Below are 23691 nucleotides of genomic sequence, written 5' to 3'. Positions count from 1 at the left end.
TTACCCTAAACCGACCGTTGACGGCATGGATGCCGGAATCGAGCCTACAGGGACGTATTTACGGCGTGTCGGTGTGGGTAAACCGGTTCGATTGCACACCAACGAACAGCGTTAACAGCGAGAACCGCAATGACAACAGTATATTTAAACGGCGCCTTTGTACCAGCCGGTGAAGCGAAAATATCGCCGATGGACCGTGGCTTTTTATTTGGCGACGGTATCTACGAGGTGATCCCAAGCTATGGTGGCCGCTTTGTTGGTTTTGGCCCGCATATCGATCGTATGCACAGCGGCCTGGCGCAGCTGTCAATTGACCCTAAGCTAAGCCAGACCGACTGGCGGCAGATTGCCGATAAGCTGCTGCAGGATAATAAAGCGGAGCTGGGTGATAACCTCGGTGTGTATTTTCAGGTCAGCCGCGGCACCGATACCAAGCGCGGCCATGCCTTTCCGGCCAACATCACGCCTACTGTATTTGGCTTTGCCTTTGCCATCCCGCCCGAGCCGCTGGCCGATAAAGCCAAAGTTACTACTTATGCCGTGGTTACCGGCCAGGATTTACGCTGGCAGCGCTGCCATATTAAATCCACCTCACTGCTGGGCAATGTGCTGCATTACCAGCAAAGCTACAGCCAGGGCGCGCAGGAGATCCTGCTGTTTGATAAAGACGGTAACCTCACCGAAGGCGCGGCGGTTAACGTATTTATTGTGAAAGACGGCGTTATTGCCACACCACAACTAAGCCATAAGCTGCTACCCGGTATAACGCGGCAACTGCTGCTGGCCATTTTAGCCAAACACAGCAGCATTAAAGTGCAAGAGCGCGATATCAGTGAAGCCGAAGTACTGGCCGCCGATGAAATTTGGCTCACCAGCTCCAGCAAAGAAATTGCCCCGGTGCTCTATGTTAACGACAAGCCGGTTGGCAACGGCGAAGTGGGTGACGTCTGGCTGGCCGTGCAACAGTTGTTCAGCGCACATAAATTCGACTATTAAGCTATTGTTTTTCCGGCGCTGCCATCAACGGCAGCGCCATCTTCCTGCTGCTTTTCACGTCATTTCCACAAATAATTAATTTACAAAATTGCATTATTTATATATCTTTTAGCAACCTCATTTCAGCAGAGCCCCGCATGCCTACTTTTATGTTCAGGCGAAAGCCATTGCTGCTGTTGGCCGCAGCGCTGAGTTTTCTGGTATTTATTGTTTTCTCACAACAGGTTATGGCAGATATGTTTAGCTGGTTTAAAAAATACGATGTGCATTTATCACCCGCAGTACAGGGTAAAATTAGCTTTAACGGCAACCCCGTCGCTAACATCAAAGTGTTCCGCGAGCTGACATATGACAAAGAATATCTTGATCATGCCTTAACCGATAGCCAGGGGAATTTTTCTTTTGACGAGAAAAACATCCGCTCAAGCCGGCCCGGAAGCCTGCTCGAAACCTTTACCCGTCAGGTATTATTTTTGGATCATAACGGTAAACGCCATATCTTGTGGCGCTTTACTAATCGCACCACAGAGCCGGCAAAGACGATAAACAGTTTGCTAAATGGCCTGCGCTGCGACTTGTCAAACCCAGACATGATTTATGACCTGGAAAACCAGGAACATCCTGCTCATCCTCATGTAGTTTCGGGGATTTGTACATTTGAAACAGAAACTCACATTATTGGACAAGAGAGGAAGTAATCGTGCCTACACTTACCCCTTCAATGGCAGTGAAGCTAGCAGCTTTGGCTTACGAAATTAAAACGCCGGGTTCTTCCGGCAGCTATGATGTCGATGCCGCACCAGAAATAAGAAACGCTTTCAGTTTCGATTTATCCAACGGGCCTGTACGAGGCGTATCTGGTAGTATTTTGGCAAGAATGCTGAATCGCTCGACCGGATTTGCGATGATCGGTAAAGGTAAAAGCCAATACGATGGCGACCATGTAGTAGCTATTCGCGGCACCGCCAGCTTAAGTGATGGTATTACTGATGCGCATATCGGTTTAACCGGCGGCGATAACAACTCTTTGATCCATGCGGGCTTTAATAAAACCTTCCAAAGCATGAAGCCGGCATTGGAAAGCACGCTGACCCCACTGCTGGCGCGTAGCTCAACCGGCACCGTACATTGCGTTGGCCACAGCTTAGGTGGCGCCTTAGCCCATATCACAGCAGATTGGGTAAAGCGACGCTATAAAAATAAAGTGTTTTTATACACCTTTGGCGCCCCGCGTGTCGGACTTGATGGTTTTGCCCTGAAAACCTCAAACAATATAGATCGTATTTTCCGCTGCACCCATGCTGCCGACCCTGTACCAATGGTGCCATTGTGGCCTTTTGTGCACGCACCTTATCAGGGCGAAGAAGTTTTACTGGCGCCGGGCCAGGGTATCAGTTTTGCTGCACATAAAATGGCTGAAGCCGCAACTCCGGGCTATTTGAATACAGCCAACAGTGGCAGCTGGCGTAGCCTTCAGCGGAGATCATCGCTGAATCTGGCGACGGTGAGGCTAAAATACGATAGCCGTCACCAAGCTTCTTTCTCGAACTATTGGGCTGAAAAAATCAGCGCTGGTTTAATTACACTATTAAAAGATGCCGGCTATTACACTGCAGTGATGGCACAAGCCGCAATCGGTACCAGTTTAACGTTCTACGATATGCTCGCCCGAACTCTGGAAGCAGTGGCTAAAGCATCAACCAAGCTGGCAGAGCAAACCAAGGGCTTGCTTGGCCACATGTTAGTGTTTGCCCGTCAGGCAGTTTCCACTGTCGCCGATTTATCATTTAAATTTATCCGCTGGGTATTTGATGTCACTTTAGGTGCTCTCTACCGCACCGCCCGTGAAGCCATTGACAGCGTTATGTAAACCATCCAGGCCCGGTAGTCGCCGACATCCGGGCCTGTTCAACCGGCCAGAAATGAAAAAACATTTCAACAAAACGTCGCAGTTCTTAGTGTGGCTGTCTGTAATATCAGTCCTTCTATACTCCTTAGAAGTTAGAGCAAATATGTTTAGCTGGTTTAAAAAATACAATGTGCATCTATCGCCTGCAGTGCAAGGCAATATCACTTTAGAAGGTAAGCCTTTACCAGGAATAAAAGTGTTTCGCGAATTAGACTATGACAATGCTTACAACGAAGAAGCGACCACCGATGAGCAGGGACGGTTTTATTTTGCTGAGAAGCATATCAAGTCGCGCCAGCCTGCAAATAAATTAGATCAATCTAAAATCCGGCAAGTTATATCGTTGGTTTATCATGGTAAAACTTTCGTGCTTTGGTATCTGAATACATCCAGTATCGAGCCACAGCAAGCTATAGTGCAGCGCTTAGCTGCACTCAACTGCGAGCTTAGCGATGAAGAGCTGGAGCATGCATTCCCTAATATAGAAAAGCCTGACTTCCCGCATAGCACATTTAGCATTTGCCGCTGGCCAGATTAAAAGCAAATTTATCGCAACTTTTGAGCGAGATCGGTCAGATTAGCTAGCTTGCTCCAGCATGCTGCATCATCTGCCACACCGTCGCCGGCTGTTCGGTTTGCTGCAAATAAGCTATTACCGCTTGCTGCTCTGCCGCTGCTTTGTTTTGCGATAGTTTAAAGCGGCCGGTTACGCTGCTCAGGTTAATCTCTACCCCCACTATCGCTTTAACCAGCTTTTGCTGGTAGTCCGCCGCTTGAGCCATGGCCGGTGCGCTGTATGCTTCCTGCTTTCTTACCAGTGCCAGCGTTTGTTCGTTGTCCAACAACCGGGCGGTGCCCTTTAGCTCAACCAGCGCGTAGTTCCAGGTAGAAACAGCGGGTTGCTGCTGATAACAGCTGGCCGGCACAAAGGCATGCGGCCCCTGAATAACAACAGTCACCGGCGCGCCATCGAGTTGGCTAAGTTGCGGGTTATTGCGCGCCAGATGGCAGTACGCTTTATTGCCGGCGCTTTGCCAGTCAAATAAAAACGGCAGTGGTGTATAGCTTAAACTGCCGTTATGGCTTAGCAATAAGCCAAAATAATGCTGTTGCAAAAACGCCTGCAACAGCGCGCTGTCATCGCTGTGGTAATACGCCGGTGGATACACTGCAGGCTCCTTATCAGTACTGCCGCTGGATATGAAAAGCATTGTCTATCGCGGTAAAACCCACTTGCGGGTAATATTGCATGGCAGACGGTACACTGCGCAGTAATTGTTGCACCTGTGGTCCGGTAGCCTGTTGCACCGCAGCCAGCAGCGCCTTGCCGATACCCTGTTGCTGGTATGCTTTATCTACCAGCAAATCACAGATATACACCACATAGGCTTTGTCGGTTAAGCAGCGCGCCAGCCCAACTAAGTTGCCATCCAATCTGGCCGTAAGCAGTAAGTTGCTACTTGCCAACATAATGGCCATTCTTGCGCTATCTTCTGTTGGCCGGTTGATGCCGGATGCACGATACAGCGCCAGCATTTCGTCCAGCTTAAAACTGCTCTCTTGTTGATACACTACCGTCATTAGCTGTCTCCTTCTTGTTTTGCCGTTAGCATAGCGGCTAAACTGGTACCATAAAAAGTACCGGTTTTAACAAAATAAGGGATCCAGTTGCGCTTAGTTACCGATGGTTTGCAACTTAGTGGTAAAGGCAGCTTGCGCCGGCAGCTGTATCTGTTGTTACAGCAACAATTGCTGGCGGGCCGTTGGCCTGGCGGTGCTTTATTGCCGTCCGGCCGGGTGCTGGCTGCCGATTTACACCTTAGCCGTAACACGGTGAATCAGGTGCTGCAACAATTAGTGGCTGAAGGTTATGTCGAAGGCTTACCGGGCCGCGGTTACCGGGTGGCTGTGTTGCCGGAGCACTACTTTCACAGTGAAGCCGCCAGTATCAGCGCACAACCGGAACTGGCTACGCAGCAATATGCGCTGCCGGATAAAACCGGTGCAGTAACCGGCTTACTGCAGCCCGGCGTGTCTGCTTTGCAGCAGTTTCCTTATGCTATCTGGCAGCGTATGTTACAGCGTCATTGTCAGCGCACAGCGCTGAGCGGCTTTGCCGATCCGCTGGGTTATTTGCCGCTGCGTCAGGCGTTGGTGCAGTACCTGCGCCAGGCGCGTCAGGTTAGCTGTGATGAGCAGAGTATTCTGATCACCGCCGGTGCCCAGCAGGCGCTGTTTATTGCTGCTAAGCTGGTGGCCCGCGCCGGCCAGCAGGTATTAATGGAAACCCCCGGCTACCCGCGCCTGAAACAGGCATTGCAGCTGTGCGAGTTGCAGGTGCAGCATCTGGATGCCAGCTCCGCTAATGGCCCGGATATCAACGCACTGCCCGACAATACGCAAGCCAAAGCCCTATTCTTAACCCCGGGACATCAGTACCCGCTGGGCGGTATTATGCCACTGCCCAACCGGCTGGCATTGCTGGACTGGGCGCGGCAGCACGGCGTCTGGTTGGTCGAAGATGACTACGACAGCGAATATCAGTACCGCCACCGGCCAATTGCCAGTTTACAAGGCTTAGCGGGGGGCGAAGGTGTGCTGTTTGTCGGCTCTTTCAGTAAAACCTTATTTCCCGGTTTACGGTTGGGTTATCTGGTCGCTCCGAAACAGGTGATCCGTCAGGCAGCAGCCATAGTGCAGGCCGTGCATGGCGATGTACCGCTGCTGACGCAAGCCGCACTGGCCGACTTTATCAGTGAAGGCCATTTTGGCCGGCATTTGCGTAAAATGCGCCGCCATTATCAGCAAAATAAGCAGTTTGCCATTCAGCTGTTGCAAGAGGAACTGCCGCAATGTCGTTTGCATGCCTTAGATGCCGGGCTGCATTTAGTGCTGGAATTTCCTCATGCCGTGGATGAAGTGGCGCTGCAACAGCAACTGGCGCAGCAGCAGTTTAAAGTACAGCTGCTAAGCCGCTATTTGTTTGCCAACGAGATCCGCTATGGCCTGGTGTTGGGCATTGCCAACAGCAGCCAACCGGAATTAGCTGCTGCGCTGCAACAGCTGATAGTCTTATGCCGGCACGCACTGGCACAAGCGGCGCTACCGGCTTAGCAATGCTGCCGCGGCATACAATTGGCTGTCGCCCACGTGCTGCACGGCAAAGTTAAAGCCCGGTTGCAGGCAATAGCTGCCATATTCACCTTGTTTATTCAGCGCAATAAAGCCAATTTGCGTATCGGCAATATTGCCGTTGCGCAGTTGCAGCTTGTGATAAATCCGCTGCACCGCCTGCTCGCAGGCTTGTTGCGGGCTGTAGCCCTGCCGCATCAGCTCTACTACCAAAAAAGAACCCGTTACGCGGATCACCTCTTCGCCATGGCCGGTGGCGGTGGCCGCGCCCACTTCGTTATCGACATAAAGCCCGGCGCCGATAATCGGCGAGTCGCCGACCCGGCCGTGCATTTTAAACGCCATACCACTGGTAGTGCAGGCACCGGCTAAATTGCCATGGCTGTCCAGCGCCAGCATACCTATAGTATCGTGATTTTCGATATTAACGATTGGCCGGTAGTTAGCATCTTTTAACCACTGCCGCCATTCCTGCTCCGACTCTGCCGTGAGTAAATTCTCAGTGACAAAGCCCTGTGCCAGCGCAAAATCCAGCGCGCCCTGGCCCACCAGCATTACATGCGGAGTCTGCTCCATTACCGCCCGCGCCACTGCCACCGGATGTTTAATCTGCTGCAGCGCTGCCACCGCGCCGATATTGGCAAATTCGTCCATAATGCAGGCATCCAGCGTAACCTTACCGTCGCGATCCGGCCGGCCGCCATAGCCGACACTGCGCTCGGTCGGGTCGGCTTCTGTCAGCATTACGCCTTGCTGCACCGCATCAACCGCACGCTGGCCCCGCTGCAGTAAATTAAACGCCACCTGGTTTGCCTGCAGGCCAAAATCCCAGGTGCTGATCACCACAGGTTTACGCGCCGATGCTGTCACTGCAGCACAACCGGGCAGCAAGGCAGATGCCGCGGCACCGGCACCGAACAGAGCGCTGAGTTTCAAAAAATGACGCCGTTTAAACATGCGGCTCTCCTTGTTGCTGGTTTGGTTTAGCTTGTTCGGTCAGCCAATGTTGTAGTTGCTCAAGCTTAGCGGCATCTACCTTACCCTCTGTTAACACCGCCGAGTGCAAATGCCAGCACAGCTGCGCATTGTCGTGAAGTGTTTGCTGCAACTGCGGCAAATTAGTCAGCGTAACCCCACCGCCGGCCACCAGTACCAGCCGCCCGGCAATATACTGCTGCAGCGTCGCCAATTGCCGCACACCCCGCACTATGCTTTGCTGTTGCTGCCAGGGCGTACCGTTGCTTAATAGCCGCTGTACGCCTAGTTGCAACAGTTGCTCTACCGCTGCAGCAGGGCTGGCACAGGCATCAAAAGCACGGTGAAAGGTGCAGCACAAACCCAGTTGCCGGCATTGCTGCAGCAACAACGTTAAAAACGCCAGATCCGGCTGCGCATCTGCCGTTAGCGCACCAACTACTATGCCATCGGCGCCCAGCTTTGCTGCCTGCAGTAACTGCGCCTGCATTTGCTGCTGCTCTGGCAGCGAATAGACAAAATTACCGGCTCTGGGCCTGAGCATAACCCGCAGCTGCGTATGGGCACTGCAGGCCGCACGAGCCTGACGCAAAGCGTCCGCACTGACCGACAAGCCCTGCTGCGCCATCTGGCTGCATAGCTCAATGCTGTCGATGCCGGCGGCACAAACCGTGCGGATATTCTGCGTCAGGTAACGGCTGTCGCTATCAAGACAAATTTCAATTTGCGCCATACTATTCAGCCCTCTGCGTCGCAGATGCCAGTTGGCGGCGGGCATAATAAATAGCCCCTACCGTTGCGGGGGCCAGCGGCGCACTAAAGCGGCTACGCTGCGCCGGCGGCAGGTAAGTTAGTAAGCGCTGCCCCACGCCACCGAGCAGACAACAACGGCCGGACGGTAGCTGGCTACTGAGCTGCGCGATAAACGCCAGTGCCTGTTGCAACAGACCAGTAGCCACAGCATCAGCGCTGTCTGCTGCCTGAAACACCAGCGGCGCCAGCTCAGCGTATTGCTGCGGGGTAGCCTGCAGCAGTTGCTCTGCCATTTGCGCAGCGCCGCCATTAAAGTGTTGTTGTAACAAGGCAGTCAGCATAGTGGCAGGGGCCAGAGCATCCAGTGCCAGCAATACGGCCTGCACCGCCTGTAAGCCTAAACCGGCACCACTGCACACAGCATTAATGGGAAAGCCATAGCCACCAAGCAACGTTTCACTTTGTGCTGCCAGCCCGATAGCACTAAAGCCGGTGCCAAGAATAATCACACTGCCGGCCTCGCCGCCGTGGGCGCCGTAACAGGCGGCGTGTAAGTCAGTGGTAACATGCCAGCTGGCAAAAGGGTGCTGCCAGTTAAGCGCTGTGGCCTTTAACCCGGCCAGATGGGCACCGGCAAAGCCGGCGCCAACATGCAAACGCGGATAAGCACTGCTGTCCAGCCCGGCCTGTTGCAAAGCAGCATTTAAAGCCTGCCGGACATTGGCTGCAACCTGTGGCCAACCCAGCCCCAGATTGGCCGCGCCGGCGCGGCCTTCGCCCAGCAAATTGCCGCTTTCATCTTCCAGCCGCACCCGGCAATGGCTGCCACCGGCATCGATACCGGCAAACAGGGCAGAGCTTACAGTTAACATCGTACAAACTACCTTTATCAGAAAAGGCGCAGCAATAGCCGCGCCTTTTAATACCAACCATTCTGCAGCTTAAAGCACCGGCCCAATCAGCTCAAATTCTGCTACCTGCATTAAACTGTTATCACCTTTGTTTTTGCTGATCTCAATGCGGTAATGGCTGAAACTGCGACCGTTTAACAGGCTGAAGCTGCGCCGCTCGGCACGTTCGGCAAAGCTTTCACCTGCCCAGTCAGCCAGTACTTGCCAGCTATCACCATCGTTTGAGCCAAGCAGCCGGAAGTTTTCCGGATCGCGCTCCGGCGCGTCATTTGCACTGGTCAATGCAAAGGTATTCACGATCACCGGCGCCGGTAAGCTGATTTCCAGCCAGGATGGCGCTTCCAGCGACGGTACACCGCCGTTATCCAGCCATTTGGTTGCTGGGTTATTATCAAACGCCATAGTGCCCGCTTCGCCATCACTGATAGCCGCACGTGCGCTGATTTGCGCTGCGGCATTATCGCTGTGATCCTGCGCCTGCACCTGCGGGCCAATCAGCTCAATTTCGGCCACCTGCATTAAGCTGTTATCACCCTTGTTTTTACTGATATCCAGCCGGTAATGGCCGTAACCCAACGAATTGGCTACAGCAAACGTTTGCCGCTCGGCGCGTTCGTTAAAACTGATACCGGCCCATTGCCCCAGGTTTACCCAATATTCGCCATCATTAGATGCTAACAGGCTGAAGTTTTCCGGATCGCGCTCCGGTGCATCATTAGCACTGACCAGCGCCAGCATATTCACCGCTTGCGGCTCTGCCAGCGCAACACTGGCCCAGGCCGGTGCATCGGCAGTTGGAACTGCAGTGTTATCCAGCCACTTGGTTTGGCTGTCACCGTCAAAGGCATAGTCGGCCGCTTCGGCGTCACTGATAGCACCGCTGGAGGTTACCGCTGTGGCGGTTAAAGCATGGTTCAGCGCCGGCACTGCCGGCCCGATAAGCTCAATTTCAGCAATTTGCATTAAGCTGTTATCACCTTTGTTCTTTGTGATATTCAGCCGGTAATACAGGTACGCCAGGCTATTGTTAGTGCTGAATAACCGGCGCTGGCCACGGCTGTCAAAACTCTCACCGGCCCATTCGCCCAGTGTCAGCCAGTTAACGCCATCGTTAGATGCCTGCAAATTAAAGTTTTCCGGGTCGCGCTCCGGTGCATCATTGGCGCTGCTAATCGCCAGGCTGCTAACAGCCTTTGCTTCGCTAAACTGCACTTGCACCCAGGATGGCTGCTCTGCGCTTGGCACCGCTGTGTTATCCAGCCATTTGGTTGTTAACAGGCCATCGAACGCCATCTCGGCACGCTCTGCATCGCCAATGGCGCCGCGGGCACTAATGCTGCCACCTTGCTGAATTTGCTCGGCATACACCGGGCCAAATAACTGCACTTCAGCCAGTTGCATTAAGTTAGTATCGCCTTTATTTTTTGTCACATTCAGCCGGTAATAGCGGTACGGCAGGCTGTTGTTAAAGGCAAAATCCTGCGCGGCGAAGCGCTGCTCAAAGCTGATACCGGCCCACTGCCCCAGCGTAAACCAGCTTTCACCATCGTTGGAGGCCTGCAGGTTAAAGTTTTCCGGGTCGCGATCCGGCGCATCGTTAGCGCTGCTAATCGACAGCATACTGATAGCTTGCGGCTGGGCAAACTGCAGCGTTAGCCAGGCCGGCGCCTCTGCAGTTGGCACCGCAGTATTATCCAGCCATTTGGTCTCCAAGCTGCCGTCAAAGGCCTGGTCACCACTTTCGCTGTCACTAATAGCACCGCGATAGCTTATTTGCGCGCCGGTTAAAAAAGCCGCAGTGGTATATTCACGAATAGGCCCACTGCTGTTATCTGCCACTACCAGCGGCAGCTCAAGATCAATAATGCTGTCTGGCGCTAACCCCAATTCTGCCAGTACCGGATGGCCCTGCAGCGCATCAAGCAGTTGCTGGCGCAGTGCTGTGGCAGCTTCTGCATCACCATCTGCCGCCAGCGTAACTTGCGCCGCCGCGGCGGCAAAGGTATCGGCTAAGGTTGCCTCTGTACCAATGTGAGCAAAAGCGGCATTAACAAAGGACAGGCGAATTAACTGATTACTGCTTTGAGCAAAGTTTTCTGCGTTATCGGCACTGTGCAGCGGCTGTTGCATCAGGTTGATTGCCGGTATGTCAACGCCGAGAATACGCAGCAGCTGCGCCGAGTATTCCAGCTGCGCCGGCTCCAACGTAGCCAGCGCCGACACATTACGGCCGCCGGCTATCGCCGCTTCCAGCAATTGACCGGCAAAAGTGGTGAGGGCATTAACCTGCACTGTGGCATCCGCGGTGCCGTCGGCTGTCGCACCAAGCGGCGCTTTTAACCAGAACAGGTTACTCAGCGCTACGGTCCCCAGCGCGTCTGCGCCAACTTCCGTGCCTAAAGCCGCTGCGCCACACAGGCTCAGATCGCACAGCATGCTGCTATCAGCCGTGGTAGTTACCGTCAGCTTGTGCACGCCGCTAAAGGCATAGCCCGGCGCTGATGTCAAAGTGGTAGCGGCCATACCGCTGCTGTCGGTTTGCGCCGCAGTAGATGATACTGCAGTGCCGTTTAATGCACTGACACTGACGCTTGCGCCGGTTAAAAGACCTTTTACTGCGCTCGCGTTTAGCTGCGCTGAGGTAGACACCGGTGTTGGTGCGTTATTTACATCCGGGTCTTTGCCGCTATCGCAGCCGGTTAACACGGCTAATGCCGCTGCCAGGGCGCACAGCAGCTGACGTTGTGGTAATGTTTTCATAATCTGTTCTGCCTCTTGTCTGCCTGGCTTAAAAATTAAAAGTGATACCAGCGTAGTAACGCCGGCCGGCGTAGCTGCTGCTGAGTAAACGGGCATCGGTGTCGTTGCCTAATCTGGAGGTGGACTCAGATTTGGTCAGGTTGATCACCGAGGCGCTTAGCAGCCAGCGCTCTGTCAGCGCATAGGAGGCATTGACATCGACCTGATCATACGGGTCCTGATACACATTTAAGCCACTGTTAATGCCCAGCACGGTTTCACCGCGTTTGTTGTACGAGGCGCGGATACTGTAATCGTCGGTTTCATAAAACGCAGACAGGTTGTATTGATACTTAGCACTGCCCACCAGTGGTGACTCGCCAAATTTTTCACCGTCGACATCGACATCGGCCTGGTTGGTTTTGTTGTAGGTATAGTTGGCATTAACACCAAAACCGTTTTCAAAGGCATGCTGGATAAACAGCTCTACGCCCTGTGATTTGGCGTTAGAGCCGTTGCCTACAGTGCTGTACGGGCTGATGGTGATCTGGCCTGGCTCGACTACGCCGGGTTCGCCGGCAAAATCGCGCACCGAGTCAATTACCAGCGGCACGACAAAGTTATCCACATCTTTATAAAACAGCGCCATGCCCAGCGCCGAGCCGGTGCCGTAGTAATACTCTATCGACAGATCCGCCTGCACCGATTCAAAGGGTTTCAGGTTTTTATTGCCGCCACTGCCGCTAAAACCCGGTTGGGTATTAAAAGCGGCGCGATCATCAGCCCATTCATCTGAGACAAAGCTGATGCGCTCCTGGCTGCCCAAATCGCTGTAGCCGGGCGGCGACATCACTTTGGCCAGAGCGCCGCGCACCACCAAATTGTCACCGGCGTCCCACACCAGGTTCAGACTGGGTAGCACATAGGTTTCTTCACTGGTTTGCGATATTAACTGCCAGTTTTCGACAAAACGGGCGTCGCCGGTAACAGGTAAACCGGTTACATCGTCGGTATGATCAAGAAAGTAGGTGTATAAATCGGTCGACTCGCCGGTAGTTTTGGTTTTGACTACCCGCACACCGGTGTTACCACGGAAGTTACCTAAGCTGAAATCGCCCTGCAGGTAAACGGCTTCACCTTGTTCGCGGATATTGTACACAAAGTTATCTTCAATCCGCGTATAGGGTTTGTAGTTACTTAAAATGAGATTGCGGTATTTGTCCCAGTCGATCACCGGCATCAGGTTGATGTTAAAACCGCCGGCAATATTGCCCTCGCCATTGGCTTTCAGTACATCCTGTGCCAACGGCATGCCGCCGTTCCATTGGTAGCTGTCAAACTGATCGATACCGCGGCCACTGGCCAGCGCGCCTTCGATATCAAAATCCGGCGCCAGAAAAAAGTTATTGCCGGTTTCGCGGTGCAGCTTGGCATCACGCAGTTTTATGCCGCTACGGATCAGCGTGAAGATACCCCAGTCGACATCAAAATCGACATCCAGCTGATAGTAACGCTCTTCCAGCGTACTGCGCACAAAGCTGGAGTTAGATGAGCCGGGATCACGGCCGCCGCCAACACCACCTAATAAATTAGTCAGGGTGTTAGGGTCAATATACATCGACATCCGATCGCCCAGCGACCAGCCGGCGTATTGCGCCGCGTTTTCAATATCCGGCTGGCCTTCGCCCCAGTTCGAACTTTTAAAGGCCGCATCCCAGCTTTCGGTCGGGCCGCCTTTGGCTTTGGTGTTACCGGCCACCAACTTCAGCCGGTAGCTGTCGCCTTCATAGCTGAAGTTAAAATCGAAGGTATCTGAGGTGGATTCTTCCCGCACATAGGTGCCGCGCATCCACGGAAACTGCATGTCATTCTCTGCCCCACCCGCGCCGACGGTATAATCCATGCCGGTGATCACCGTACCGGAAGGGTCCAGTGTCACGCCGGTAAGAAAGTTAGGATTTAATGACCACTCCGGAATATCCACCACTGAAGTGGTTCTGTCCTGGCCCAGGGTAAAACCAAAATAGTTAAACCCCAGTTCCAGCCGGTCGGTGGGCTGCCATTGCCCGGTAAATTGCACGCCTTCGCGCTCGCGCTGTTCTTTGGTTACGCCCACCCGTGCCACCTGCGGAAACCAAACGCCGCTGTAAACATTGCCCTGCGCATCGGTCAGCGCCGCCCAGTTATTATTGTTATCCACCGGGTTACCGTTGACATCTACTGCGGTATCAGCAACGCCACTCCAGCGCCAGATATTTGAGTTAGTGCCACCCGACAATACGCGGCTGGTGCGGTTTTGCCGGGTATAGCCGACCAGCAGGCCGACACTCTCAGCCGTGTTTTTCCACGAATACACCCCGGTAAACTGTGGCTCGTATTTGTCGGTGACATCGGCATAGGTCGACTCGACATTTAATACGCCGGAATGGGCGTCCATATCAAACGGCTTACGCGTATGCAGTAGTACGGTACCGCCAACACCGCCGGCGTCCAGCCGTGCCTCCGGCGATTTAAATACTTCGACGGTTTGGATCATCGCCGACGGCAGCAGGGTGTAGTCAAAGGAACGCGACGGCTCGCCCGGCGACGATGCAATAAAGTTACCGTTTAGCTGGGTGAAGGTCAGATCGGACGACAAGCCGCGAATACTCACCGTCGAGCCTTCGCCGCCGTCGCGCTGGATCACTACACCGGGTACGCGCTGCAAGGAGTCGGCAATGTTCTTATCCGGAAACTTACCGATATCCTCGGCGGTAATGGCATCCACCACCGCGCTGGATAAACGTTTGATCGCCATATTCTCCGCCATACTGGCGCGGATCCCCCGCACCTGTACCACTTCAATCTCTGCTTCTGCAGTGTTGTCTGCCACCGGTTCAGCTTGCTGTGCCAGTGCCGTGTTAGCGCCGGCGGTTAATAGCAGACTCAGGCTAACCGCCTGCGCCAGCCGGTGTTTGCGCAGCCGTACAGGCTGTCTGGTGTTCCCCGTTTTGTTGTAACTATTGTTACTGGAGCTATTGTTATAGGACATAGTGTGTTGCTCTCATTTTTTAGTTTTAGCTATTGTTCTGAGCAATGAGTTTCTCTTACCGCCTAAACGCAGTCAGAACCCTGTCTTTGTTCACTGGTGTCAGGTAGAGCGGCCCCCACGTAGCGGGGGCTCTGGTTTAACTTTTTAGTTTCAGCTTGCGCAGTACCTCATCAGAGGGGCCGGCAAAAGTGGCAGTAGGTTTATTGCCGATATAACCAATGTCGGCCATGCCCGGTTCAGTGGTGTAAAACGCCGTAGCGGTTAGGTCGCGTACTTTGGCAAAGAAGCGGGCACCGTGTTTCAGGTTGGCAGCGGCCTTGGGCTCGTAACGGATATCGTCACAAATTTGCCGCTGCTGGTCAGTGTTCAGCTGCGCAAAGGCTTTGCCAAAGCGTTTTTTTGCTTCGCCGTTTAGCCAAACCAAACCACCGCGCACCAACACCAGATCGGCTTTCTGCTGCGGATAAGGCGCACTAACCCATTCATTAATAAAGTGCTGTGCGCCTAAACTACCGGCCGAAGGTGACTGCGCATCGGCCGGTATAATAATGTTTGCTAACAGCTCCAGATCAGACAGCTCGGCTTCGGTCAGCGTCATCGACCAGGGCACAATTGGTTTGAGCATATCCGGATCGGTGGGCCGGTAAATCAGTTCAGCGCCTTTGGTTTTCGCCGTTACCGCCGCCGCATGACCGGCCATGCTAACTACCGGTATCGCCACGGCCGCCGTTGCCAATAGCTTTAGCGCATCACGGCGTTTTAAATTGGTGTTATGGTCTTGCTGGTCGTGTGCCATATTAAATATTCCTTTGCTTGAACTGCTCAACAATGTAATCACTGGTGCGCCAGGCCAGCGCCAGAATAGTCAGGGTCGGGTTTTTATCGGCGTTCGACGCAAAAGGCGCGCCGTCGGCGACAAACAGGTTAGGTACATCCCACGCCTGACAATGCTGATTCAGCACCGATTTTTTGCGGTCAGCGCCCATAATGGTGCCGCCCACTTCGTGAATAATTGAGCCACCACTGGCAATAGCGTTACGACCATCGGTTTCAATGCTGCTGGTTACCTTGCCGCCCATACCGGTAATAATATCGGCGAAGGTTTTATGCATATGCGCCGCCTGATTTATCTCATGCTCTGACCACTGCCAGTGAAACTTCAGCACCGGTATACCCCACTGATCCACTACCGTCGGGTCCAGTTCGGCATAACTGTTTTCGTTCGGGATCATCTCGCCACGGCCGGCAAAGTGGACAAAGGTGCCGTAATAACGCCGGCATGCCTGTTTAAACTCAGCACCGTAAGCGCCTTCAGTGAAATTTTGCAGGCCGCCAAAAGCACCGGCCCCCGGCATACCACGACCACCGCTCATTTCAATATGGTAACCGCGGGCAAAATTCATCTTGCCGGCCTTCTGCTGCTTGTACAGCCACCACGGCTGATACAGGTGCATACCGGACGAGCCGTCTTCATTCATCGGCGGCAGGTTTTCCAACGCCGGAATTTGGCCACTGACACCGGCACCGACGGTATCCATCAGATATTTACCCACCAGGCCGGAGCTGTTGGCAATACCATCCGGGAACAGCGGGCTGCGCGAATTAAGGAAAATCCGCGCCGTTTCAGCCGCACTGGCCGCCACCACCACGGCGCGGCCTTTTACTTTCACTTCCTGGCGGCTGTTTTTATCGATATAGATCACACCATCGGCTTTACCGGCCTGGTTCAGCGTAACCTCGCGTACCATGGCATCGGTAATAATGGTCAGATTGCCGGTAGCCAGCGCCGGCGGGATCAGCACGGTAGTTGATTGGAAATTGGCTTTAATAGAACAGCCACGGCCGCAAGGTGTTGCCCAAAAACAGGCCGCGCGCGACTGCATAGAGGCCGCTACCACTTTTTGCCCCAACGCACTGTGTGGAAACAGTTTCGCCGGTAACCGGGTATGATCCTGGCGCTGGCTTAAAATGGCCAGATGCGCCGGGATCACCGGAATTTTTAATTCATCACAGGATTTTTTCGCCAACAGCTCATAAGCGCGCGGTTTTGGCGCCGGTTGTAAAATGCCTTCCGGCGAGTCCGGCGTGTTTTCCAAACCGTGGCCGGTTTCACCGTACACGCCAATTAACATCTCGGTTTTGTCGTAGTAGGGCGCTAAATCGGCATAGTTTATCGGCCAGTCAAGCCCCAAACCGTCGCGGCTGTAGGGTTTAAAGTCGTACTCGCCGTTACGCAGTGAAATGCGGCCCCAGTGATTAGTGCGCCCACCCAGCATCCGGGCACGCCACCAGTCAAAGCGTTGTTGTGGCTCGCGGCTGGCCTGAGTATAGGGTTCACCCGGCACCTGCCAGCCGCCGTCAATAGTCGCGTCATAAAAGCCAAACGGCTTGTCCGGCGTGCTGGCACCGCGTAGCGGCGCATCTTTTGGCAGGTTAAACATCGGCGTTTCGGTTACCGGGTCATAATGCCGCCCCGCTTCGAGCATCAACACCTTTAATCCGGCGATGCTGAGTATCAGCGCCGACATACCACCGCCGGCACCGGAGCCGACCACTATTACATCATATTCCTGTTGTCCGGATGGTCCTGACATCTTGCACTCTCCTCGTCTGCACACTTTTAATAGTGCGCCTTGTTATAATATTTGTTGCCGCTATAGCCTTAGCCGTGCTCTGACAGCACAGTATTAACCAGCGGCTTTGTAACCGGTTACACTGCAACCGCAAAAATACCGGACCTCAGGCTTAACCTTAACGTCCGGCGTGGCTGGCAACAGCCAGCAGTAAATCTCTGGTGGCGCGGATGCCGGCATCTTCGTCGGCATTTTGGCCTTCGTATTCAATGCCGATGTAGCCCTGATAGCCGGCGCTTTGGATCAGTTGCCACATGCGCTGATAATCGATACTGCTCTCGGCACCGCTGTCATCAAAAGCATAACTTTTGGCACTGACCCCTTTGGCAAACGGCAACAGCAATTGCATGCCCTGATACTTATCGCCGCTGAAGTTACCAAAATCCGGCAGGCTGCCAACATTACCGGCCTGCTGCAATACTGTCGCCAGCCAGCTGGCATCCATCGAATGGCCCATATGGTTTTCAACGATAATGCTGATGCCAAAGGGCGCCGCGAACGCAGCCAGTTGTTGCAGGCCCTGCACAGCCGCCTGCTGCATCTTTACTGCATCGGTGTTGGCGTGATCAGCGATACTGACACGGATAGCATGGCAGCCCAAAAAAGCTGCGGCTTCAACCCACTTATAGTGATTTTCTACCGCCTGCTGCCGTTGCTTTGCATCCACGGCAGCCAGATCGCCTTCAGCGTCAACCATGATCAATAAGCTGCGGACACCGCTGTCATCGGCACGCTGTTTTAACCGGCGTAAAAACGGCTGGTCCTGCGCTTTGTCAGCAAAGAACTGATTCACATATTCCACCGCATCAAGTTGAAAATCGCGCCGGGTTTTTACGGCAAAATCCAGCACCTTTAACTGTCCGGAGCGCAGCTGGCGATGCAAGGACCACTGCGCCAGCGAAATTTTCGGTTGTACCGGGCCGGCCGCAAGCAACGACCAGCTTAGCGGTAACTGGCTTGCCAGCCCGGCAACAGCAGCAGCGGTAAGAAACCGACGGCGGTTAAGGCTCATGGCGCTGCTCCTGTTATAACGCACGGATACGGATCTGACGAAAGGCTACCTTATCACCATGGTCTTGCAGCGCAATATGGCCGCGCTCGATTTTGGCAAAGGCGTCCATTTTGGCAAATTTGCTGTTGGCGGTACGCTGTTGCCAGTCGGCAGACCCCAGCTCAAACTGCAGTACCAGCTTACCATTCAGCCAGTGTTCTACCTGCGGATGGCGCACTACAATGCGGGTGGTATTCCAGCTGCCGGCCGGCAGATGGACATCAACTTGCGGCGCGTAAATATCAAATAATGAGGCGCTGAAGTGAATAGGATTGTCGTGGCCCGGGTAGTTGTCATCGTCTAACAACTGATACTCCAGGCCACTGGACCAGACTGCGCCGTCGGCACCGGCAACCTTGTAAAAGATACCACTATTGCCGGACGCGGCAATTTGCCACTCCAGTTCCAGTTCAAAATCGCTGAAGCTTTGTTTGCTGACGATATCACCGCCGCCACCTGCGGTCAGTACCAGCGCATTGTCGATAATTTGCCACTGCTCACCCGGTGCTTTACCACCACTGCCGGTCCAGGCTGCCATCGAGTCGCCATTAAACAGCCATTGCCAGCCATCAGTGGCTGTGCTTTCTGCGCTGGTAGCTACATTCGCAGCAGCTTCGCTGTTGGTGGCTGCCGGTTTGCAGCCGGTAATAGCGGCTGACAACAGCAAGCTGAGCGCTGCTGTACGAAAAAATGCACCTGAGTTAACTCTGATCACCCTGACTCTCCCCTTATTACAGCCAGCACTGTTGCCGGCCGGTACCGCTTGTTATATTTATTGCGCTATCTTGAGCGTATTGGCGCGATTCTGTGATCACCGCAAATGAAACCGGTTACATCATTAAACTTAAATCCCGCTCAGAATTTTGTCAAGCCGGATTGGTTATTTTTTGTCTGTTATTGCCGCTGTGCTGTCACGCACCACCAGCCGGTATGGCAGCATCATATGTTGTTGCGCCAAAGGCGTGCCTTGCATCAGCTGATACAGCGCACGCATAGCCTGGCGCCCCAACTGCTCTGCCGGTTGATCAATAGTCGTCAGGCCGGGTTCGGTAAAGCCGGCGTATTCAATATTATCAAAACCGGCGATAGCAATATCCTGCGGAATACGCAGGCCGTGCTTACGGATACAGCTCATAGCACCGATGGCCATTTCGTCGTTCATACAAAAAATGGCCTGCGGCCGCTGGGGTAGCTGCAATAGCTGCGCCGCTGCATCGTGGCCGGATTGCATACTGAAATCACCTGCAACCACCGCAGCGGGGTTTAACGTTAAACCGGCGCCGAGCAATGCATCCTGAGTGCCGGCCAGCCGGTCGCGCACTATCGGGCTATGGGCCGGGCCGGTGATCACCGCCAACTGCTTCAGGTTCAAATCGAGCAAATGCTGCGTTAAGGCGCGGGCTGCACCTCTGTTATCCAGCTCCACCACCGGATAACCGGCCGGCTCGGTAATGCGCTCACAGGCATTAACAAAGGGCACAGTGCTGGCCAGCTCGCGGTCTTCCGGCGAAAACGGGTAACGGCTGTCGAGCTGAATTAAGCCATCGGCCTGGCTGGTTAACCCCATGCGGGCGTATTCCTGCTCGCGGCTGACACTGCCTTGAGTATCACCCAGCAGCACGGCATAGCCGCAGGCCTGGGCTTCCTGCTCGATACCGCGAATAACGCGGGAAAAAAACGGATTGGCCACATTAGGCACCAACACCACCACTGCATAGGCCTTACCCGAGCTGAAATTACGCGCCAGCTGGTTTGGCCGGTAACCGGCGCTTGTTACCGCCTGCATCACCCGCTGCCGCGTGTCCGGCGATACCAGTTGCGGGTTTTTCAGCGTGCGCGATACCGTCGCGGTAGACACGCCGGCGAGTTTGGAAACAATCCTGATGGTGGTCATGTTGCTGTCGTCTTATCCTCTGTTAGCCGTACCTTAAGCTGCACTGGCATAAATTGCCAGATCTCAGTCGCTTAAACCAAGAATACGCCGGTTGCGGCCGGCATCACTGGCGCCGCCGGCAAAGTCATCAAATGGCCGTTCTGCTACGCAGATTAAATGTTCGCTGATAAAAGGCGCCCCTTCAGCCGCCCCTTGTTGCGGGTGTTTTAAACAACACTCCCACTCCAACACGGCCCAGCCGGTGTAGCCGTACTGCGTTAGTTTACTGAAAATAGCCTTAAAATCGATCTGGCCATCACCGAGCGAGCGAAACCGGCCCGGCCGTTCCAGCCAGCTGCTGTAACCACCATATACACCGGCCTTACCCGAGGGCCGGAACTCAGCGTCTTTAACATGAAAAGCCCGGATACGCGCATGATAAAAATCAATAAACTGCAGGTAATCCAGCTGCTGCAACAAAAAGTGGCTCGGATCGTACAAAATGCAGGCCCGCGGGTGCTGGTTGGTGGCATTAAGAAAACGCTCAAACGACAAACCATCGTGTAAATCCTCGCCCGGATGTAGCTCAAAGCAAACATCAATACCCACGGCATCAAAGGCATCCAGCACCGGCAGCCAGCGCCGCGCCAGCTCAGCAAAGCCCTGCTCTACCAGCCCGGCCGGACGCTGTGGCCACGGATACACCGTATGCCACAGCAAAGCGCCGGAGAAAGTGACATGGCTTTGCAGACCCAGCCGTTTTGACGCCTGTGCCGCCAGCAATAACTGCTGTGTCGCCCACTGCTGTTTTTGTGCCTCAGTTTGCACCTCAGCCGGGGCAAAGCCCTGATACAGCTCGTTATAAGCCGGATGCACCGCCATTAACTGGCCCTGCAAATGGGTAGACAATTCGGTGATCTGTAACTGATAGCGCTGACACAATGCCAGCAACTGATCGCAGTATTGCTGGCTTTGTGCCGCCTGCTGCAGGTCGAATATGCGTTTATCCCAGGTCGGCAGTTGCACGCCTTTATAGCCCAGCTCTGCTGCCCAGCGTAATAAGGCCTCCAGCGAACACGCCTCAGCGGCGGGTGGCAGGTACTGCGCCAGAAATATCGCCGGCCCGTTAATTTTGCTTGTCAGCATCGATTTATTGTCCTGTAAAAGTGTGTTGCTCTGCTATCGCTACCCAGGCTGCATTTTGCCTGCTGCTTTCTACAGCCGCCTGCAAAAACGCCATGCCGCGCACCGCTTCTGTAATGCCTGCGGCCAGGCTGCCGCTGGTGGGTTGGCGTAGCACCAGCGCGAAGTCATGATAAATATTAGCAAAAGCTTCCAGATAACCCTCGGGGTGTCCGACCGGGGTGCGGCACCAGGCACGTACCTGTTCGGCCAGATAAACATTGTCGTTGCCGGCTTGCCAGATTTGCTGCGGCTGGCCGCGCAGCTGCAGCAACAGCTGATTCGGTTGTTCCTGTTGCCAGCTGAGCGAGCCCAGCTCGCCATAAACACTGATTTGCAAAGCGTTGCCCATGCCGGCACAGACCTGGCTGGCCAGCAACGTGCCGCGCGCACCGTTGTTAAAACGTAACAAAGCGCTGCCATCATCATCCAGCAACCGGCCTTCTACCACCGTCGCCAAATCCGCACACAGCTCAGTTACCTGTAACGCACTGATAAACTCCGCCAGCTGAAAAGCATGGCTGCCGATATCAGCAAAACAACCACTGCTGCCGGCGCGGGCGGGGTCCAGCCGCCACTGCGCCTGAGCACTGCCAGCGCTGTCGGCTTTGCCTGCCAGCCAGCCCTGCGGATAGCTGACCGCAACACGGCGCACAGCCCCTAACCGGCCCTGCTGCACCAATAACCTCGCTTGCTGTACCATGGGGTAAGCGGCATAAGTATGGGTTAAGCCATAACGCAAACCGCTTTGTTGCACCAGCGCCTGTAATTGCTGCGCTTCGGCCAGCGATAAAGTAGCAGGCTTGTCTGACAGTACATGAAACCCCGCCTGCAATGCCGCCTTTGCCACCGGGAAATGCAGATGATTTGGCGTGACAATAGCGACAAACTCTATGCGCTGCTGTGGTGGTAGCTGTGCTTCTGCAGCAAACAACTGTTGATAAGAATCGTAGCAACGCGCCGCACTGATACCCAACTGTGCTGCCATCGCTTTGCTGCGCTCAGCCTTACTGCTAAAGCAACCGGCGACCAGCTCAATCTGATTATCCAACCTGGCGGCTATGCGGTGTATGGCGCCGATAAAGGCTCCTTCACCACCACCTACCATTGCCATTCTGACTTTTGTTTGTGCCATCAGCACCTCTTAACCTTACTTGTGACTGTAACCGGTTACAACGTCGAAAAAATATAACTCTGTCTTACTGTAGCAGCGCTGCGGTTAAACCGGCACCCGGCGCTGCTTTGGAAAGCTTAATACAAATACCACTAATACCAGCGCCGCTATACCAGCCGGAATTAACCAGATTTGCCACCACTGATAAGCGCTGTCGCTGTGATGCAAATCGGTGATATAACCGGCCAACCGGAATCCCAGCAACATACCTACGCCATAAGTCGCCAGGGTGATCAGGCCCTGGGCTGCGGCTTTAATATCACGGCCGGCTTTTTGTTCGGTGTAAATCTGGCCGCTGACAAAGAAAAAGTCATAACAAATACCGTGCAGCAAAATACCAAAAAACAGCATCCATAACTGCTCGCCGCTGTTGCCATAGGCAAACAGCAGATACCGTAATACCCAGGCCAACATACCTACCAGCAAGGTGGCTTTAATGCCGTAACGGCGCAAAAACAACGGTAGCAGCAGCATAAAGGCAATTTCAGACATCTGCCCCAGCGACATTTTTGCCGCCGCGCCGCTGATGCCTAAATCATTTAAATACAGGTTGGCATTCTGATAATAAAACGCCAGCGGAATACAGATCAGTACCGAGGCAAGAAAAAACACCAGATAAGCACGGTCTTTCAGCAACGCCAGTGCATCCAGGCCTAATATTTGCCGCATGCCGGGCCGCTGCTGCGAGGCCTGCGGCGGTGTGTCCGGCAGCGTCAGGCTAAACACGCCCAGCGCTAAAGATGCACCGGCGGCCAGCAAAAAGGTATATTGCAACTGCTGCGTGCCTTCCCAGCCAAACCAGCCAATCAACAAGCCTGCAGTGATCCAGCCTACGGTGCCTAACACGCGGATATGGGCAAACTGCGCGGTTTTTTCTGCCAACTGCCGAAAGCTAATGGCATTAACCAGCGCCAGCGTCGGCATATATATCACCATATACAACAGGATATAGGGATAAAAACCGCTAAAGCTGCCACTGTAGGCGGCACTGAATAACAACGCGGCGCCGGCCAGATGCAACAACGCCAGAATTTTCTGCGCGGCAAAATAGCGGTCGGCAATCAGGCCGATAATAAAGGGCGCAATAATGGCACCGATAGACTGCGTTTCATACGCCATGCCCATTTGGGCACCGGAGGCGGAAAAACGCTGCGACAGATAGGTACCCATAGTGACAAACCAGGCACCCCAGATAAAAAACTGCAGAAACATCATTAGCGACAGCTTAAGCCGGATACTGATAAGCATAGCGGTGTTTTTCCTGTTGATTTTATTGTCATTAGTGGCAGCTAACTCTGCTGGTTAGCATACTTTTTATCCACAACAGAAATA

At 54.0% G+C, this 23691-nt stretch carries 20 protein-coding genes; 5 read left to right on the top strand and 15 right to left on the bottom strand.

The window, feature by feature from the left end:
* The first annotated feature begins 129 nt into the window (after positions 1 to 129).
* The 4 genes from ACTZWV_RS18190 to ACTZWV_RS18175 all read left to right on the top strand — a co-directional run bounded on the left by ACTZWV_RS18190 (position 130) and on the right by ACTZWV_RS18175 (position 3443).
* Positions 130 to 996: a D-amino acid aminotransferase gene (locus ACTZWV_RS18190; RefSeq protein WP_444787908.1), complete on the top strand. Its 867-nt coding sequence runs from the start codon at positions 130 to 132 to the stop codon at positions 994 to 996.
* A gap of 137 nt (positions 997 to 1133) precedes the next feature.
* The gene (locus ACTZWV_RS18185; protein ID WP_444787907.1) at positions 1134 to 1694 is read left to right on the top strand and encodes a DUF6795 domain-containing protein; all 561 of its coding nucleotides are present in this window, start codon (positions 1134 to 1136) and stop codon (positions 1692 to 1694) included.
* 206 nt (positions 1695 to 1900) lie between these two features.
* Entirely contained in the window at positions 1901 to 2866 is a 966-nt protein-coding gene (locus ACTZWV_RS18180) for a lipase family protein (protein WP_444787906.1), read from the top strand.
* A gap of 52 nt (positions 2867 to 2918) precedes the next feature.
* The gene (locus ACTZWV_RS18175; RefSeq protein WP_444787905.1) at positions 2919 to 3443 is read left to right on the top strand and encodes a DUF6795 domain-containing protein; all 525 of its coding nucleotides are present in this window, start codon (positions 2919 to 2921) and stop codon (positions 3441 to 3443) included.
* Between the two features lie 43 nt (positions 3444 to 3486).
* Here ACTZWV_RS18175 and ACTZWV_RS18170 read toward each other — a convergent pair whose 3' ends face one another.
* Together ACTZWV_RS18170 and ACTZWV_RS18165 are read right to left on the bottom strand one after the other, a co-directional pair.
* Positions 3487 to 4074, bottom strand: a complete 588-nt coding sequence (locus tag ACTZWV_RS18170; RefSeq protein WP_444787904.1) for an FMN-binding negative transcriptional regulator — start codon at positions 4072 to 4074, stop codon at positions 3487 to 3489.
* A 13-nt stretch (positions 4075 to 4087) separates the two neighbouring features.
* Positions 4088 to 4486, bottom strand: coding sequence for a GNAT family N-acetyltransferase (locus tag ACTZWV_RS18165; protein WP_444787903.1), 399 nt, complete (start codon positions 4484 to 4486; stop codon positions 4088 to 4090).
* Between the two features lie 87 nt (positions 4487 to 4573).
* On the opposite strand from ACTZWV_RS18165, the gene pdxR reads away from it, so the two are divergent.
* Positions 4574 to 6019 carry a MocR-like pyridoxine biosynthesis transcription factor PdxR gene (gene pdxR, locus ACTZWV_RS18160; protein WP_444787902.1) on the top strand — a complete coding sequence of 482 codons (1446 nt, stop codon included), beginning with the start codon at positions 4574 to 4576 and terminating at the stop codon, positions 6017 to 6019.
* Here pdxR and ACTZWV_RS18155 read toward each other — a convergent pair.
* The 13 genes from ACTZWV_RS18155 to ACTZWV_RS18095 form a co-directional block, all read right to left on the bottom strand.
* Positions 6008 to 6994: an isoaspartyl peptidase/L-asparaginase family protein gene (locus ACTZWV_RS18155; protein ID WP_444787901.1), complete on the bottom strand. Its 987-nt coding sequence runs from the start codon at positions 6992 to 6994 to the stop codon at positions 6008 to 6010. The genes pdxR and ACTZWV_RS18155 overlap by 12 nt on opposite strands.
* Positions 6987 to 7745 (bottom strand): copper homeostasis protein CutC, encoded by a 759-nt coding sequence (locus ACTZWV_RS18150; RefSeq protein WP_444787900.1) that lies wholly within the window; start codon positions 7743 to 7745, stop codon positions 6987 to 6989. The genes ACTZWV_RS18155 and ACTZWV_RS18150 overlap by 8 nt, the downstream gene beginning before the upstream one ends.
* A 1-nt stretch (position 7746) precedes the next feature.
* Complete coding sequence (locus ACTZWV_RS18145; protein ID WP_444787899.1) at positions 7747 to 8637, bottom strand: BadF/BadG/BcrA/BcrD ATPase family protein; 891 nt, start codon at positions 8635 to 8637, stop codon at positions 7747 to 7749.
* Between the two features lie 69 nt (positions 8638 to 8706).
* Positions 8707 to 11436, bottom strand: coding sequence for a discoidin domain-containing protein (locus tag ACTZWV_RS18140; RefSeq protein WP_444787898.1), 2730 nt, complete (start codon positions 11434 to 11436; stop codon positions 8707 to 8709).
* A gap of 28 nt (positions 11437 to 11464) precedes the next feature.
* Positions 11465 to 14446, bottom strand: a complete 2982-nt coding sequence (locus ACTZWV_RS18135; protein ID WP_444787897.1) for a TonB-dependent receptor — start codon at positions 14444 to 14446, stop codon at positions 11465 to 11467.
* Positions 14447 to 14582: 136 nt separating this feature from the next.
* The gene (locus ACTZWV_RS18130; RefSeq protein WP_444787896.1) at positions 14583 to 15242 is read right to left on the bottom strand and encodes a gluconate 2-dehydrogenase subunit 3 family protein; all 660 of its coding nucleotides are present in this window, start codon (positions 15240 to 15242) and stop codon (positions 14583 to 14585) included.
* A 1-nt stretch (position 15243) separates the two neighbouring features.
* Entirely contained in the window at positions 15244 to 17040 is a 1797-nt protein-coding gene (locus tag ACTZWV_RS18125) for a GMC oxidoreductase (protein WP_444787895.1), read from the bottom strand.
* Positions 17041 to 17197: 157 nt separating this feature from the next.
* Entirely contained in the window at positions 17198 to 18091 is an 894-nt protein-coding gene (locus tag ACTZWV_RS18120) for a sugar phosphate isomerase/epimerase family protein (RefSeq protein ID WP_444787894.1), read from the bottom strand.
* A gap of 13 nt (positions 18092 to 18104) precedes the next feature.
* On the bottom strand, positions 18105 to 18845 hold the full coding sequence (locus ACTZWV_RS18115; protein ID WP_444787893.1) for a 3-keto-disaccharide hydrolase: 741 nt from the start codon (positions 18843 to 18845) through the stop codon (positions 18105 to 18107).
* A gap of 165 nt (positions 18846 to 19010) precedes the next feature.
* Positions 19011 to 20024 carry a LacI family DNA-binding transcriptional regulator gene (locus ACTZWV_RS18110; RefSeq protein WP_444787892.1) on the bottom strand — a complete coding sequence of 338 codons (1014 nt, stop codon included), beginning with the start codon at positions 20022 to 20024 and terminating at the stop codon, positions 19011 to 19013.
* 63 nt (positions 20025 to 20087) lie between these two features.
* Positions 20088 to 21149 carry a sugar phosphate isomerase/epimerase family protein gene (locus tag ACTZWV_RS18105; RefSeq protein ID WP_444787891.1) on the bottom strand — a complete coding sequence of 354 codons (1062 nt, stop codon included), beginning with the start codon at positions 21147 to 21149 and terminating at the stop codon, positions 20088 to 20090.
* A gap of 4 nt (positions 21150 to 21153) precedes the next feature.
* Positions 21154 to 22320 carry a Gfo/Idh/MocA family protein gene (locus ACTZWV_RS18100; RefSeq protein WP_444787890.1) on the bottom strand — a complete coding sequence of 389 codons (1167 nt, stop codon included), beginning with the start codon at positions 22318 to 22320 and terminating at the stop codon, positions 21154 to 21156.
* 84 nt (positions 22321 to 22404) lie between these two features.
* Complete coding sequence (locus ACTZWV_RS18095) at positions 22405 to 23607, bottom strand: MFS transporter (RefSeq protein ID WP_444787889.1); 1203 nt, start codon at positions 23605 to 23607, stop codon at positions 22405 to 22407.
* Positions 23608 to 23691: the final 84 nt, after the last annotated feature.

The sequence above is a fragment of the Rheinheimera sp. NSM genome, assembly GCF_052380015.1.
GTDB lineage: Bacteria > Pseudomonadota > Gammaproteobacteria > Enterobacterales > Alteromonadaceae > Alishewanella.
Note: the sequence above shows the minus strand (reverse complement) of the source record. Positions and strands in the feature narration are given on the sequence as shown.

Bases quoted from the DNA above. Each gene is read 5' to 3' on its own strand.
- ACTZWV_RS18190 (WP_444787908.1), top strand. From the start codon at position 130: ATGACAACAGTATATTTAAACGGCGCCTTTGTACCAGCCGGTGAAGCG.
- ACTZWV_RS18185 (WP_444787907.1), top strand. From the start codon at position 1,134: ATGCCTACTTTTATGTTCAGGCGAAAGCCATTGCTGCTGTTGGCCGCA.
- ACTZWV_RS18180 (WP_444787906.1), top strand. From the start codon at position 1,901: ATGATCGGTAAAGGTAAAAGCCAATACGATGGCGACCATGTAGTAGCT.
- ACTZWV_RS18175 (WP_444787905.1), top strand. From the start codon at position 2,919: ATGAAAAAACATTTCAACAAAACGTCGCAGTTCTTAGTGTGGCTGTCT.
- ACTZWV_RS18165 (WP_444787903.1), bottom strand. From the start codon at position 4,486: ATGACGGTAGTGTATCAACAAGAGAGCAGTTTTAAGCTGGACGAAATG.
- ACTZWV_RS18155 (WP_444787901.1), bottom strand. From the start codon at position 6,994: ATGTTTAAACGGCGTCATTTTTTGAAACTCAGCGCTCTGTTCGGTGCC.
- ACTZWV_RS18150 (WP_444787900.1), bottom strand. From the start codon at position 7,745: ATGGCGCAAATTGAAATTTGTCTTGATAGCGACAGCCGTTACCTGACG.
- ACTZWV_RS18145 (WP_444787899.1), bottom strand. From the start codon at position 8,637: ATGTTAACTGTAAGCTCTGCCCTGTTTGCCGGTATCGATGCCGGTGGC.
- ACTZWV_RS18140 (WP_444787898.1), bottom strand. From the start codon at position 11,436: ATGAAAACATTACCACAACGTCAGCTGCTGTGCGCCCTGGCAGCGGCA.
- ACTZWV_RS18135 (WP_444787897.1), bottom strand. From the start codon at position 14,446: ATGTCCTATAACAATAGCTCCAGTAACAATAGTTACAACAAAACGGGG.
- ACTZWV_RS18130 (WP_444787896.1), bottom strand. From the start codon at position 15,242: ATGGCACACGACCAGCAAGACCATAACACCAATTTAAAACGCCGTGAT.
- ACTZWV_RS18125 (WP_444787895.1), bottom strand. From the start codon at position 17,040: ATGTCAGGACCATCCGGACAACAGGAATATGATGTAATAGTGGTCGGC.
- ACTZWV_RS18120 (WP_444787894.1), bottom strand. From the start codon at position 18,091: ATGAGCCTTAACCGCCGTCGGTTTCTTACCGCTGCTGCTGTTGCCGGG.
- ACTZWV_RS18110 (WP_444787892.1), bottom strand. From the start codon at position 20,024: ATGACCACCATCAGGATTGTTTCCAAACTCGCCGGCGTGTCTACCGCG.
- ACTZWV_RS18105 (WP_444787891.1), bottom strand. From the start codon at position 21,149: ATGCTGACAAGCAAAATTAACGGGCCGGCGATATTTCTGGCGCAGTAC.
- ACTZWV_RS18100 (WP_444787890.1), bottom strand. From the start codon at position 22,320: ATGGCACAAACAAAAGTCAGAATGGCAATGGTAGGTGGTGGTGAAGGA.
- ACTZWV_RS18095 (WP_444787889.1), bottom strand. From the start codon at position 23,607: ATGCTTATCAGTATCCGGCTTAAGCTGTCGCTAATGATGTTTCTGCAG.